This is a genomic window from Micromonospora chokoriensis, from assembly GCF_000718555.1.
In the GTDB taxonomy this organism is placed as follows: domain Bacteria; phylum Actinomycetota; class Actinomycetes; order Mycobacteriales; family Micromonosporaceae; genus Micromonospora; species Micromonospora chokoriensis_B.
The window spans coordinates 121,009-133,954 of sequence record NZ_JOAN01000014.1 but is presented as its reverse complement, the minus strand read 5'-3'; the positions used below and the strand labels follow the sequence as shown (position 1 = coordinate 133,954).

14 protein-coding genes are annotated in these 12,946 nt (G+C 73.9%); 5 read left to right on the top strand and 9 right to left on the bottom strand.

Features of this window, described 5'->3' with window-relative positions; genetic code table 11:
- Window positions 1–26: 26 nt before the first annotated feature.
- Window positions 27–1,031 carry a helix-turn-helix domain-containing protein gene (locus IF46_RS0119540; protein ID WP_198041472.1) on the bottom strand — a complete coding sequence of 335 codons (1,005 nt, stop codon included), beginning with the start codon at window positions 1,029–1,031 and terminating at the stop codon, window positions 27–29.
- Window positions 1,032–1,132: 101 nt separating this feature from the next.
- On the opposite strand from IF46_RS0119540, the gene IF46_RS0119535 reads away from it, so the two are divergent.
- A complete protein-coding gene (locus tag IF46_RS0119535; protein WP_030489786.1) occupies window positions 1,133–1,708 on the top strand; it encodes a maleylpyruvate isomerase N-terminal domain-containing protein in 576 nt (191 codons plus the stop codon).
- Between the two features lie 3 nt (window positions 1,709–1,711).
- Here IF46_RS0119535 and IF46_RS0119530 read toward each other — a convergent pair whose 3' ends face one another.
- Window positions 1,712–2,254, bottom strand: coding sequence for a GNAT family N-acetyltransferase (locus IF46_RS0119530; protein ID WP_030489785.1), 543 nt, complete (start codon window positions 2,252–2,254; stop codon window positions 1,712–1,714).
- A 31-nt stretch (window positions 2,255–2,285) separates the two neighbouring features.
- A complete protein-coding gene (locus IF46_RS0119525) occupies window positions 2,286–2,774 on the bottom strand; it encodes a DUF1992 domain-containing protein (protein WP_030489784.1) in 489 nt (162 codons plus the stop codon).
- A 192-nt stretch (window positions 2,775–2,966) separates the two neighbouring features.
- On the opposite strand from IF46_RS0119525, the gene IF46_RS0119520 reads away from it, so the two are divergent.
- Window positions 2,967–3,617 (top strand): LysE family translocator, encoded by a 651-nt coding sequence (locus IF46_RS0119520; RefSeq protein ID WP_030489783.1) that lies wholly within the window; start codon window positions 2,967–2,969, stop codon window positions 3,615–3,617.
- 8 nt (window positions 3,618–3,625) lie between these two features.
- On the opposite strand, the gene IF46_RS0119515 is transcribed toward IF46_RS0119520, so the two are convergent.
- Genes IF46_RS0119515 through IF46_RS0119505 form a run of 3 tightly spaced genes read right to left on the bottom strand, consistent with a single transcriptional unit; the run spans window position 3,626 to window position 6,499 of the window.
- Window positions 3,626–4,450: an SDR family NAD(P)-dependent oxidoreductase gene (locus IF46_RS0119515; protein ID WP_030489782.1), complete on the bottom strand. Its 825-nt coding sequence runs from the start codon at window positions 4,448–4,450 to the stop codon at window positions 3,626–3,628.
- On the bottom strand, window positions 4,447–5,796 hold the full coding sequence (locus IF46_RS0119510) for a flavin-containing monooxygenase (protein ID WP_030489781.1): 1,350 nt from the start codon (window positions 5,794–5,796) through the stop codon (window positions 4,447–4,449). Before IF46_RS0119510 ends, IF46_RS0119515 begins: the two co-directional genes overlap by 4 nt.
- Before the next feature lie 55 nt (window positions 5,797–5,851).
- Window positions 5,852–6,499 (bottom strand): TetR/AcrR family transcriptional regulator, encoded by a 648-nt coding sequence (locus tag IF46_RS0119505; protein WP_420063579.1) that lies wholly within the window; start codon window positions 6,497–6,499, stop codon window positions 5,852–5,854.
- Window positions 6,500–6,556: 57 nt separating this feature from the next.
- Between IF46_RS0119505 and IF46_RS0119500 the strand changes: the two genes are divergently transcribed.
- The 3 genes from IF46_RS0119500 (at window position 6,557) to IF46_RS0119490 (ending at window position 9,665) form a co-directional block, all read left to right on the top strand.
- On the top strand, window positions 6,557–7,912 hold the full coding sequence (locus tag IF46_RS0119500) for an MFS transporter (RefSeq protein ID WP_030489779.1): 1,356 nt from the start codon (window positions 6,557–6,559) through the stop codon (window positions 7,910–7,912).
- Window positions 7,913–7,938: 26 nt separating this feature from the next.
- A complete protein-coding gene (locus IF46_RS0119495; protein ID WP_030489778.1) occupies window positions 7,939–9,093 on the top strand; it encodes a hypothetical protein in 1,155 nt (384 codons plus the stop codon).
- A gap of 230 nt (window positions 9,094–9,323) precedes the next feature.
- Window positions 9,324–9,665 (top strand): RNA polymerase-binding protein RbpA, encoded by a 342-nt coding sequence (locus IF46_RS0119490; protein WP_030489777.1) that lies wholly within the window; start codon window positions 9,324–9,326, stop codon window positions 9,663–9,665.
- A gap of 67 nt (window positions 9,666–9,732) precedes the next feature.
- Here the strand turns inward: IF46_RS0119490 and IF46_RS0119485 are convergent, their stop codons facing one another.
- From IF46_RS0119485 to lnt, 3 genes are all read right to left on the bottom strand, one after another.
- Complete coding sequence (locus IF46_RS0119485) at window positions 9,733–10,251, bottom strand: FxsA family protein (RefSeq protein WP_030489776.1); 519 nt, start codon at window positions 10,249–10,251, stop codon at window positions 9,733–9,735.
- A 69-nt stretch (window positions 10,252–10,320) separates the two neighbouring features.
- On the bottom strand, window positions 10,321–11,130 hold the full coding sequence (locus IF46_RS0119480) for a polyprenol monophosphomannose synthase (protein ID WP_232234094.1): 810 nt from the start codon (window positions 11,128–11,130) through the stop codon (window positions 10,321–10,323).
- Between the two features lie 34 nt (window positions 11,131–11,164).
- Window positions 11,165–12,901: an apolipoprotein N-acyltransferase gene (gene lnt, locus IF46_RS0119475; RefSeq protein WP_030489774.1), complete on the bottom strand. Its 1,737-nt coding sequence runs from the start codon at window positions 12,899–12,901 to the stop codon at window positions 11,165–11,167.
- Window positions 12,902–12,946 lie beyond the last annotated feature (45 nt).

The following is a 12,946-nucleotide window of genomic DNA, read 5'->3' as shown; positions in this document are numbered from 1 at the left end:
CCCGCGCACGTGCGGGACCGGTGGGGTCACCGCTCCTGGTGGACGACGGCCATCCGGTAGGCCTGCGGTGAACGTCCGTAGCGAGCGCGGAAGAGACGGCTGAAGTGGGCCTTGTCCGGGAATCCCCAACGGGCGCCGATGACCTGGACCGGCTGCCGCAGTTGCAGCGGGTTGCCCAGATCGCGACGGCACTGCTCCAGGCGCTTGGCGCGGATGAGTTCGGCAGCGGTCGTCGCCTCCCCCTCGAACAGGCGGTGCAGGGACCGCAGCGAGATGTGGTGGGCGGCCGCGATGCTGCGCGGGCTGAGCTCAGCACTGTCGAGGTGACGGTCGATGAAGTCGACGACGCGGGCTCGTAGCGCGGTTTGCTGGGCCTCCGGTGACAGGGTGCCCTCAAGGTCGAGGTGCTGAGCGAGCGTGGCAGCGAGCAGGTCCAGCGCCACACTGCCCAGGACCTCGGCCTCGGCCGGCTCAAACTGCTCCGGGTGCGCCGCGATGCCGCGCAGGTGGTGGGCCAACAGCCCGCCGACGCCGCGGTGCGACGGCATCGGCATGGCCAACAGTCGGCGGAGCCGGTCCGGTGCCAAGGACAGCGCCGCGTGAGGTATCTGCACGGTGATCGCGGTGGCGAGACCGGGGCCGTCAGCGCGGTGCCGGGCGACGTGCGGCCGCGCGGTGTCCAGAAGCGCGAAGTGATTCGCGGCTTCCAGCGTGGACTCGGTGCGGTCCTGAGTCAACACGCTGCGACCCGTGAGCGGTAGCGCGAGCTGATACACGTCCGCCTCGGCTTTGCGGACCAGTTGCGCAGGCCGGATCGAGTCCAGCGACGGGTACCGCAGCGAGGTCAACCGGATACGACCAAGATCGATGGCCTGGATGTACGCGGCGAAGTCGTCGAGGTGGGCGCTGCTGATGTGCGCTGGTGCCGTCTCCTGAGCGACCAGGGCATACCAGAACTCGAACCTGTCCGCCGGTGGCAACACCGTCGTGTCCACCACCAGGTTGGGCAACACTCCGCTCGCCTCCCCCACGCGACGATGGATTCTCGCATGCGTCGAACCCTCTTGCCCATCACAGGATTCCCACGCGGATCCCGGTTGCGCCGTCGACGTGGCCCTGCGAGGGTCGACGGATGTCAGCGGTGACCGGAGCCGACCTGCGGGCGGCGGCCGAGGAGATGACCCGGGTGCTGGTGCCGCACCACGAGCGCGACTGGTCGGTGCCGGCCGGCACGCTGACCTGGAGCTGCTGGACCACCGCGGCGCACGTCGCGCACGACCTTCTCGCCTACGCGGGCCAGGTCGCCGCAAGCCCGGACGACGCCTACCTCCCGTACGACCTGCGGGTCGACCTCGACGCGAGCCCGGCGCGGGTGCTCACCGTGGTGCGGGCCTGCGCCGGGCTGCTCGCCGCTGCCGTCGACGCCGCCTCGCCGCACGCGCGGGCCTGGCACTTCGGCCCATGCGATCCGGCCGGCTTCGCCGCCATGGGCGTTGCCGAGACTCTGCTGCACACCCACGACATCACCCTCGGTCTCGGTGTGCCGTGGCAGCCGCCGCAGCGGCTCAGCGCGCTGGTGCTGCGGCGGCTCTTCCCCGACGCGCCGGCCGGGCCCGCTCCCGAGGTGCTGCTCTGGATGACCGGCCGCGGTGAGCTGCCCGGCCGGGCCCGGCGCACCTCCTGGGTCTGGCGCGCCGCGGTGCACTGATCGCTAGACGGCGGTGAGCGAGTGCCGGTGACCATCGAGCGGGAAGGGCGGCCGAGCCGGCAGCACCTCCTGGAACAGGAAGCCGCACTTCTGCGCCACCCGGCAGGACGCCACGTTGTCCGTCTGGTGCAGCAGGTCGAGATGTGTCAGGGCGGGGAACCGGTCGAACGCCCACCGGCTCAGCGCGGTGACGGCGCGCGGGGCGACGCCGCGACCGCGGGCCCACGACGCCGTCCAGTAACCCACCTCCGGCACCGGGCGCTGGTCGGAGATGCCCTTGAGCACCACGTTCCCCACCAGCCGAGCGCCGTCGGCGTCCTCTTCGAGGACGGCGAAGGTGTACCGCCGGTCGTCGTCGAAGTCCCGCAGTGCGCCTTCCAGCCACCGCCGGCCGTCGGCGGCGGTAATCACCGGCACGTTGGTCCAGCGCCGCAGGACCGGATCCCGGTACGCCTCCACCAGATCATCCAGGTCGTCGGCGCACCAGGGACGCAGGGCGAGACCCGGCGTCGAGGGCATTCCGGGTGACGGCGATTCGATGAGCATCGGGACAGTCTGCCGTGGTCGTGGCCGTGGGTCAGCCCCGACGGCGGCGCCACCGCCGCCACCAGCTACGGCCGGGCCGGCGCGGCGGCGTTACGAAGGTCGCCGGCTCGGTGCCGGTCGTCGTGACCTCACGCCGGGTACGGTCGGCGCGCCAGCGGTGGACCACGTCCTCGGCGTTGACCGGACGCACCACGACCCGAGGGCCGTCGGGATTGCGCAGCCACGCCACGATCTGCGCGTTCAACTGCGCCACGACGTCGCGGACAGACTGCTCGGTGGGCAGGTCACGGACCTCGTCGGGGACCTGCTCGATGCGTCGGCGCAGTTGCAGCGGGGTGGGCAGCAGCAGGTCGCTGGGGAGCGCCTCGCGCTCCAGGAAACTCTTGATCCACCACGACTCGTCGTACGGCGCCCCACGCCCGGGGATCGGCTTGCCCATGCCGGGCAGGTCGTCGAACTCGCCGCGCTGCACGGCTCCCCGGATTTGCGCCTCCACGGCCGCTTCCCACGCCTCGCTCACCCTGCGGCACCTCCCCTGGCCACCGTATCGCGCCGCCTCCGGCGCTCGGCCCGCACTTTCCAGGGTCAGCGCGTCCACGCCGGTGACCATTCCCGCCGGATCGCAGGCCACGGCCGGCCAGGTGGCCCTGGGTGGCGAGGTTCATCCCGTTTACGGTCGGTGTGGGGATTACCGAACGGGGGAAACGTCGTGGTGGTGGGTACGGGTGCACTGCTGGGCATCGCGCTGGTGGCGTTGGGGCTGGTTCTCACGCCCGGCCCGAACATGGTCTACCTGGTGTCCCGCTCGGTGGCACAGGGCCGCCGGGCTGGGCTCGTCTCGCTGCTCGGGGTGGCCGCCGGCTTCGGCGTCTACCTGGCGGCGGCGGTCGCCGGCCTGGCCACCGTCTTCGTGCTGGTGCCGACGCTGTACGCGGTGGTGAAGCTCGCCGGCGCCGGCTACCTGCTCTGGCTGGCCTGGCGGACGCTGCGTCCGGGCGGACACTCGCCGTTCACGCCCGCGCCGCTGCCACCGGACCCGCCCCGGCGGCTGTTCACCATGGGCCTGGTCACCAACCTGCTCAACCCGAAGATCGCGATCCTCTACGTGTCGCTGCTGCCGCAGTTCATCGACCCGGCGTGGGGGCACCTGGCAACGCAGAGCCTGCTGCTGGGCCTGACCCAGATCGCCGTCGCGCTGAGCGTGAACGCGCTGATCGTGCTCAGCGCCGGCACCCTCGCGGGGTTCTTCGCCCGCCGGCCGGGGTGGCTTCGGGTGCAGCGGTGGGTGACCGGCACCGCTCTCGCGGCGCTGGCCGTACGGATCGCCGCCGACCGTTCCCGCGCGGCGGTCGCCGCGCCCTGACCCGACGATCACCGCCCCCGGTGGCGGCCCACCATCGCGGCGGCCAGTGGCGCGGCGTCCAGGTCACCGGCGGCGAGCCGGGCGGCGAGGGTACGGCGTACCAGCCGGTCGGCCAGCGCGGGCGCGTGCCGGCCGACGGCCATCTCCAGCCGGCCGCGTGCGGTGGTCGCCACATCACGCGGCGCCCGCCGGGCCGTGGCGGTCCGCAAAATCGCGGCGACCACCCCTTCGACGGGCTCGGGGCGGGACACCCCTTGCAGGGACAGCCCGGCCTCGGCGGTGCTGTCGTGAATCGGTGAGGCGACCATGCTCGGGTAGACGACGCTGACCCCGACGTGCGTGCCCACCTCGTGGCGCAGCGCGTCGGCGTAGGCGACCAGGGCACGCTTGCTCACCCCGTACGCGGCGGCGAGCGGCAGCGGCAGCACCGCCATCCGACTGGCCACGAAGATCACCCGCCCGCGTGCGGCGAGCAGCGGGGGCAGCGCCGCGGCGGTGGTCCGCCAGGCCGCCAGCAGGTTGACCTCCAGTTGGCGGCGGACCACCTCGTCGGGCGGCAACTCGGCCGGTGCGGGGCCGCCGACCCCGGCGTTGTTGATCAGCAGATCGAGCCCGCCGAGCCGCTCGACGGCGGCCCGCACCGTCGGTGCCACGGCGTCCGGGTCGGTCAGGTCGCAACCGAGCACCGGCACGTCGTCGTCGGGGCACCCGTGCAGGTCGAGCCCCACCACCCGCGCGCCGGCGGCGCTCAGCGCGGCGCCGAGGTGGCGGCCGAACGTGCCGGACGCCCCGGTCACCAGCACCCGGCGGCCGGCCAGCGACCGCCGGCTCACTGTGCTGCTCGCGCCGAGGACGCCGCGCCGGAAACGTCGGCGCGGGCACGGCGGGTCCCGGCGGTCAACTCCCTGGCCAGCTCAGCCAGGTAGACGTCGAAGTCCACGCGCATCGCCGGGCGGCGCTGACCCCAGCGGGCGGTCGCGGCCCGCAGCTCGGCCCGGCAGACGGCGCGCTGTCGGTCCGGGTCCGGCAGCGCGTACCGGCCGGACAGTTGCGCCGCGATCAGCTTGGCCTGCGCCTCGACCAGGGGGAACGCCGAACCGGTGGACTGCATCAACCCGACGAAGCTCAACCCGGGGGCGTCGGGGTGAAACACGTGTCGGTACAACGCCACGGTGTCCGCGCCGCCGGCGAGCAGCGCCGGGTCGAGGAACGGGACGTCCACCCGGTAGCCGGTGCACCAGATGATCAGATCGACGCTGTCGCTGCGGCCGTCGGTGAACTCCACCCGATCGCCGTCGAGGGCGGCGACACCGGGTCGGGCCTCGACGTCACCGTGGGTCAGCCGCGACAGCAACCCGTCAGACAGCGTCGGATGGTCCTGCAGGAAGCCGTGCGTCGGCGCGGGCAGCCCGTAGCGGGCGGGGTTGCCGACGGTGGTGCTCAGCATCGCCTGGCTGATGCGTTGACGCAGACGCCACGGCAGTCGGCGGGCCAACGCCCCGTTGAGGGTGTCCGAGGGGCGACCCAGCAGGTACTTCGGCACCACCCAGACGCCCCGGCGCAGCGATAGCAGGGTGCGGGTGGCGGCGTAGGAGGCGTCCACGGCGATGTCCATCGCGGAGTTACCGCCGCCGACGACCAGGACCCGCCGGCCGGCCAACTGCTCCGGGCCTCGGTAGTCGTGGCTGTGGATCTGCTCGGCGGTGCAGGTGCCGGGGTAGCCGGGCTCGGGCCGCCGGGGCACCCGGTTGTGCCCGTTGGCGACGACCACGGCGTCGACGGTGACCTCGACCGGGCCGTCCGGGCCGCTGGCGGCGACCGTCCAGGTGCCGGTGGGGTTGCGGGTGACCCGCTCGACGGTGTGGCGCAGCCGGATGGCGTCGGTCAGCCCGAAACGCTCGGCGTAGTCGGCGAGGTAACCGGCGACACGACGGTGGTCGGGGTAGTCGGGCCAGTCGGCGGGCATCGGGTGGTCGGCGAATTGGGTGCGGCCACGGCTGGTGTTCAGGTGCAGCGTGCGGTACGCGGGCGAGTCGGGCGCCCCGTACACCCAGAGACCGCCGACCTGCGCGGCGGTCTCGAAGCCGACCGTTGGCAGGTCGGCGTCGCGTAGTGCCTTGACCGCGGCGAGCCCGGCGGCACCGGCGCCGATCACCGCCACCTGAGGTGGTACGCCCATTGCCGCCCCCACTAATCCAACGTCCGATGGATAATCGTCGCGCGGCAGCGGCCCGTCAAGGGGTCGGCGAGCCGTACAACCCGTCGAGCAGGCGATGCACGAACGCCCGGAACTCGCGCCGTTCCCGAGCGCCAGGCGCGCCCGCGGCCAGCGCCACCACGTGCCCGTGCGTCGCCCACACCAGACTCCGTACGGTGATGTGGGGGGTCGGCTCGGCCAGCGCCCCGGCCGCCGCGGCGGCGGTGAGCAGCTCCGCGATCAGCCGGTAGAGCGGGTCGGCATAGCGCTGGTCGAGCTCGGCGTGCCGCTGCGGTTCCAGCCAGCGGCGCAGCCACAGCGCGGTGGTCTCGGGGCGGTCCTCCAGGAAGTCGACGAAGACGTCGACCAGCTCGTGCAGGGCCCGCCGTGCCGCGTCCGGCCCCGCGTCGAGCGCGGCGCGGGCCTGCTCGGCGGCCTCGGTCAGCACCTCCCGCTCGGCGGCGAAGACCCGGGCGAAGCAGGCGTCGTAGAGCGTTGCCTTCGTACCCGTGTGGTGCGCGACCGTGGCCACGTCGACGCCGGCGGCGGCGGCGACCTCCCGCAGCCCGACGGCATCGAAGCCCCGTTCGGCGAAGAGCGTGGTCGCCGCGGTGAGGACCACCTCGCGGGTCGGCCGGCTCTCGTCGCGGCGGGGCCGGCCCGGGCGGCGGCGGGGCATGGTCATGGCCGTCATTCTGCCCCTAGAATCCAGCAACCGTTGGATTGCGGAGAGGATGCGGCGATGACCGGGCTGGACCGGCGGCCCGCGGCCGTCACCGACGCGACGCTGCCACGCGGCCCCCTGGCGGGCTTCGCCGCCGGCTCACTCGGCATGGGTGTCTGGGTGACCGTGCCCGGCCTGCTGCTGCTCTATTTCCTCACCGACGTGCTGGCCGTCGGGCCGTGGCTGGCCGGCCTCGCGCTGCTGCTGCCGAAGATCGCCGATGTGCTGCTGCATCCCTGGGTGGGTCACCGCGCCGACGTCGAGCAGACCCGACGCGGCGACCGGCGTCGCCTGCTGCTGCTCGGCTGCGCCCTGCCGGTCGCGTTCGCCGGGCTCTTCGCCGTGCCCGGCGGCCTCACCGGTGCGCCGGCCGCCGCCTGGGTGGCGGTGTTCTTCATCGCCGGCAACCTGCTCTTCGCCGCCTACCAGGTCCCCTACCTGTCCACCCCGGCCGACCTGCGCATCGGCTACCACGAACGCACCCGGCTGATGGCATTCCGGATGGTCGTGCTGACCCTGGGCATCCTCGTCTCCGGGCTGCTGGCCCCGCTGCTCACCGGCGGCGACGCCGCGACGCGCGGCGGCTACCAACGCATGGGCGTCATCCTCGCCGTGGGGATGCTGGCGGCCATGCTCGTCGGTGTCGCCGGCATCGCCCGGCTGCGCGGGTCCGCGCCGGGCACCGCCGCCACCGGGCACGGCGGGTGGCGCGCGCTGCGCACCGCGCTGCGCGACAGGCAGTTCCGGTGGCTGGTCGCCGCGTACCTGGCGATGTCCACCACCACCCATCTGGTGCTCGCCGGGGTGCCCTACTACGCCGAGTACGAGTTGCGGGCGCCCGCCCTGACCACGGTGCTGGTGGCCGCGTTCGTGGCTCCGGCGCTGCTGGTAACCCCGGTCTGGCTGGTGGTGGCCCGACGGGTCGGCAAGCAGCGGGCGCTGCTCGGCGCGCAGGCCGCGTTCGCGATCGGCTCGCTGGTGCTGGCGGTGGGCCGCCCCGCCGGCCTGCCGGTGCTCATCGGCGCGGTGGCGGTGCTCGGGGTGGCGTTCGCCGGCATGCAACTGCTGCCGTTCTCGATGCTGCCCGACGTGATCCGCGCCGCCGCTGGTGGTGGCACCGGTGCCGGCACCTACACCGGGGTGTGGACGGCCACCGAGGCCACCGGCGCGGCGCTGGGGCCGTACGCGTACGCGCTGTGCCTGACCGTCGGTGGTTTCGTGGCCTCGACCGCCGGTGAGTCCCCGGTGCAGCCGGACGCGGCGCTCGCGGCGGTCCGCTACGGCTTCGGGTTGCTGCCGGCGGCGGCGATGCTCGCGGCGCTGCTGCTGCAACGCCGCTACACCCTGGACGCGACGGCCCGGGCGGCGAGCTGACCGGCTCGCACTAGACTTCGCCCTCGATGGACGCCCAGCCCAGCACCACCGAGACCCGCCCGTGTGCCCACTGTGGAGCGCCGGTGGCGCAGCGTGTCGGCGCGGGCCGACCGTTTCGCTACTGCCGGGACAACGACGGCGCCTGCCAACGTGCCTCCCGCAACACCCGGATGCGTCACCGCAACGCACCCGGTCTGCCCGGGCAGGTGGCCCGCACCTGGGAGGCGGTGGACCGGCTCGACCAGATCGTCGAGACGTTGACCGAGTCGCTGCACGCCGAGTTGTCCCCGGTGGGCGTGCAGCGACAACTCGCCCAGGCCCGCGCGGAGGCCGCCACCGAGATCGCGGCGGCGCAGACCGAACGCGACGAGGCCCGCGACGACGCCGAGAACGCGGCGGCCGACGCGGCGCGTGCCCGCGAGCAGGCCCGCGTCGCCCTGACCGAGGCCGACGACGCCCGCCAACGCGCCGAGCAGGCGCAACGGCACGCCAGCGCCGCCGACGAGCGGGCACGGCACGCCGAGGCCGCCCGCGATCAGGCACGCCACGACGCCAGCGCCGCGCAGGCGCTGCGCGCCCAGGCCGAGCGCGACCGTGACCAGGCTCGCGCCGAGGTGGCCGACCTGCGCGCGGAACGCGACGCCGAGCGACAGCGGGTGGCCGACCTGAGCGTGGAGCGCGACGCGGTGCGCGCCGACGCCGAACGGGCCACCCGGGCCGCGTCCGAGGCGACCGAACGGGCCGGGCGGTGGCAGACCGAGGTGCAGGACGTGCGCCGCCAGATCGAGCAGGCTCGCGCCGACGCCGCGCGGACCCGCGCCGAGGCCGCTGACGCCGCCCGCGCGCGCGAGCAGGCAGACCGGGCCCGCGACCGCGCCGAGGTCGCCGCCCGGCAGGCCGACGAGGCCCGGCAGGAGGCTGCGGAGTTGGCCGCGCGGCTGCGCGCCGAGTTGGCCGCCCTGGCCGCCCATCGCGACACGCTCACCGCCGAGCTGAGCGTGGCCCGGCAGGCCGCGGCGACCGCCGAGGGTCACCGCACCGCCCTGACGGTACGACTCGACGCCGCCGAGACCGACCGGGACCTGGCCCAGCGGCGGGTGGCGCAGCTCGGTGACCAGGTCAGTGACCTGGCGCTGGCGCTGGCCCGCCTCGGTGCCGCCACGGGCGGTGACGCCACCTGATCAGCGTGGCGCAACCTTCGGTAGGCTCGGGCGGTTAACCCCCCGGTGGCAGCGGACACACACCGCCGTCGCGACTCACCTGGGGATCACCTCACCGGGTGACCGTTGCGGCCGGATACCCTTGGTCCCGGCCCACCCGTGGATGCCTCACGCCCTCGGGCGGGAATGGCTCGACGGGAACGCACCGTTACACCCAGAAGACCAGCACCACGAACGAGGGGAAGTCGATCATGGGCGAGCGTATGCTGCGCGGAAGCCGCCTTGGCGCGGTGAGCTATGAATCCGACCGCAACACGGAGCTCGCGCCGCGTCAGACCCGCGAGTACCTCTGCGCCAAGGGCCACCAGTTCGAGGTGCCGTTCGCCGTCGACGCCGAGGTCCCGATGACCTGGGAATGCAAGTTCGACGGCAGCGTCGCCCGACTTGTCGACGGCAACGAGCCGGAGCAGAAGAAGGCCAAGCCGCCGCGCACCCACTGGGACATGCTTCTGGAGCGGCGCTCGATCGCCGAGCTGGAGGACATCCTCGAGGAGCGCCTTCAGGAGGTTCGGACCCGCCGCGGCCGCGCCTGAGCCGCACGACGCACACGACGGCGCCCCCGGGGTTTCCCCGGGGGCGCTGTCGTTTCTGTGCTTCGTCTCAGTGCCGACCGGGCTCGACGATCTCACCCTCGATGGCCCGACCGCCATCGACCACCACCGGCTCCTGCGGCTGCGGGGTCGGCTGCGGCGCACCCTGGCGCACCCGCACCGTGCGGGGCCCGAACAGGTCACCGGCGACCATCGACGACACCCGCCGCTCGGTGGCGCGTCGCACCCCGGCACGGGCCAGGCGGCGCACCGGCGGCACCAGCAGCAACAACCCGACCAGCCCGCTGACCAGGCCGGGCACCGCCAGCAACATCGCCCCCGCCAACCCCACCATGCCGTTGGTCACCTGCGCCCCCGGTGGCTGCCCGGCTGCCGCGGCGGCGCGGAACCCACGCCAGGCGCGTGTCCCCTCGCGGTGCATCAGCACCAACCCCAGCAGCGACGCGGCAAACACCAGCAACACCGCTGTCCCGAACCCCAGCGCCCGTCCCACACCGACGAACACCGCCAGCTCCAGCACCACCGCCAGCACGATGGCCACCGGTGCGAACCTCAGTTTCCGGCGCATCTCACCTCATCGCCATTCCCGCGCGACATCATGGACGTGTCCCGCTCATCCAGCATGACACGGTCGCGCTCACGGCCACCGCGCCTGACCGGTGGCCGTGCCGTGCAGGCCACGGCGTACCGCCTGACGCCGGTCGCGCACACCCCAGGCGGTGATCCGCCACAGCGCCTCGGCCACGATCTTCGGGCTCATCTTGCTGTCGCCGTGCTCCCGTTCGGCGAAGGTGATCGGCACCTCCACGATCCGCACCCCGGCCTGGTGCGCCAGCCGGGACAGCTCCACCTGGAACGAGTAACCCTGGGAGGTCACCGACTCCAGGCCGATCGCGTCCAGCGCGCTGATCCGGTACACCCGGTAACCGCCGGTGGCGTCCGACACGGGCATGCCCAGCGCCAGGCGCGCGTACAGGTTGCCGCCGCGCGACAGCAGCAGCCGCCGCAGCGGCCAGTTGAGCACCCGCGCGCCGCTGGTCCACCGCGAGCCGATCACCACGTCGGCGTCGCGGGCGGCCTCCAGCAACGCCGGCAGGTCCTCCGGAGCGTGCGACCCGTCCGCGTCCATCTCCACGACCGCCTGGTAGCCGCGCTCGCGCGCCCACCCGAACCCGGCCAGGTACGCCGCACCGAGGCCCTGCTTGCCCTGACGGTGCAGCACCTGCACGTGCGCGTCGCCATCGGCCAGAGCGTCGGCGATCGCGCCGGTGCCGTCGGGGCTGTTGTCGTCAGCGATGAGGATCTGCACCGCCGGGACGGCGCGCCGGACCCGGCCCACGATCGCGGCGATGTTGTCGGCCTCGTTGTAGGTGGGGATCACCACCAGCACCCGGCCCACCCCGGGCACCTCGTCCGGGCGTCGGATCGTATCGGTCGCCTGGATCACGGTTCCTCCGCTCCCGCCGGCGTACCGGCTGTTGCTATCCGGGCCTGACCCGCTGCCGCCGACGCAGCACCGCCGCGCCGACCAGGGCCGCCACGGCCAGCGCGGCGAGCGCCACCTCGGGCCACCAACCGAGGCGGGTGGCGAGGGTACGCCCGTCGTCGAGCCGCAACTGCCGCACCACGACCTCCCGGGTGTTGAACCCGGTGGCATCGCTTACCCGCCCGTCGGGTGCCACGAACCCGGACACGCCGACCGTGGAGGCCATCAACGCCGGTCGGCCGTGCTCCACCGCCCGCAACCGCACCATGGCCATCTGCTGGCGGGCCTCCGCCACGTTGAAGGTGGCGTTGTTGGTCTGCACCACCAGCAGTTGCGCGCCACCGGTGACGGTGTCGCGGACCACGTGGTCGTAGGCGACCTCGAAGCAGATCACGTCACCGAGCACGGTGGGGCCGGCGCGTACCACGCCCGGGGTGCTTCCCGGCACGAAGTCGCTGCGGATCAGGTCGACCTGCTTGCTGACCATCCGGGCCACGTTGCGCAGCGGCACGTACTCGGCGAACGGCACCGGGTGGCGTTTCGTGTACAGCTGGTCCATGTCCGCGCCGGTGCCGGGCCGCCACAGGATGCCCGCGTTGCGGACCTGCCCCGCACCGGGACCCAGCAGCACCGCGCCGACCAGGATCGGCGCCCCGACGGTGTCAGCGGCCTGCGAGATTCGTGCCCCGGCGGTGGGGTTGCGCAGCGGGTCGATGTCGCTGGAGTTCTCCGGCCACACCACCAGGTCGGGTTGCCGCTGCTGCCCGGCGGCGACCCGCGCGGCCAGCTCGATGGTGGCGTCGACGTGGTTGTTGAGCACCGCCTGCCGTTGGGCGTTGAAGTCCAGGCCCAGCCGCGGCACGTTGCCCTGCACGATCGCCACGGTGACGGTGGCGCCGGACCCGGCGGTGGCGACCGGCACCAACAGACCCCCGGCGGTCAGCGCGACGGCCACGACGGCCGGTCCGAGCACCGGTGCCCACCGCCGCGCCGCCGTGGCGCCCTGCGGGCCGTTCAGGCCCGCCGTGGCGCCCGCTACGGCGTCCGGGGGTGCCGTGGTGTCCTGCGGACTGTCCGGGCCCGCAGGGGTGTCCTGCGGGCTGTGCGGTGCGCGGCGCTGGGCGGTGACCCAGCCCCGCCAGGCGGCGGTGACCAGCAACCCGCCGACGAGGGCCACGGCGAAGGTCACCAGCGGCGCGCCGCCCAGCGCGGCGAGGCGCAGTAGCGGTGAGGTGTCCTGGCTGAACGCCAACCGCCCCCACGGGAACCCGCCGAACGGGGTGCGGTCGCGCAGCGCCTCCTGCCCCACCCAGAGCAGCCCGGTCAGCGCCGGCCACGCCCAGCGGCTGCGGTCGGCCAGCGGCGACACCCAGGCGGTGGCCGCGCCCAGCAGCGCCAGGTAGCCGGCCTGCAGCAGCGACAGCAGCACCCACGGCAGGTAGCCGGTATGCAGGTTCGTCCAGGCCAGCATCGGGGCGAACAACGCCACCCCGGTCAGGAAGCCCAGGCCGGCGCCGGCGCGCAACCGCCGCCGGTGCGCGGCGGCGGCCAGCAACGCCACCCCGACGGGCGCGAGCGGCCACAGCCCGTACGGGGGAAACGCCACCAGCAGGGCCAGCCCGGCGGCCACCGCCAGGGGCACGGCGACCCGCAGCGGCAACGGCCGACCGGTAACGACCGGCCGGGGCAGCGCCGCCGGGGTGTGGGTCTCATCCCGGTCCAGGGTCGTCACCGCTTCACCTCGATCACCCGGCGAAGGCTACCTGGCTGGCGGGTG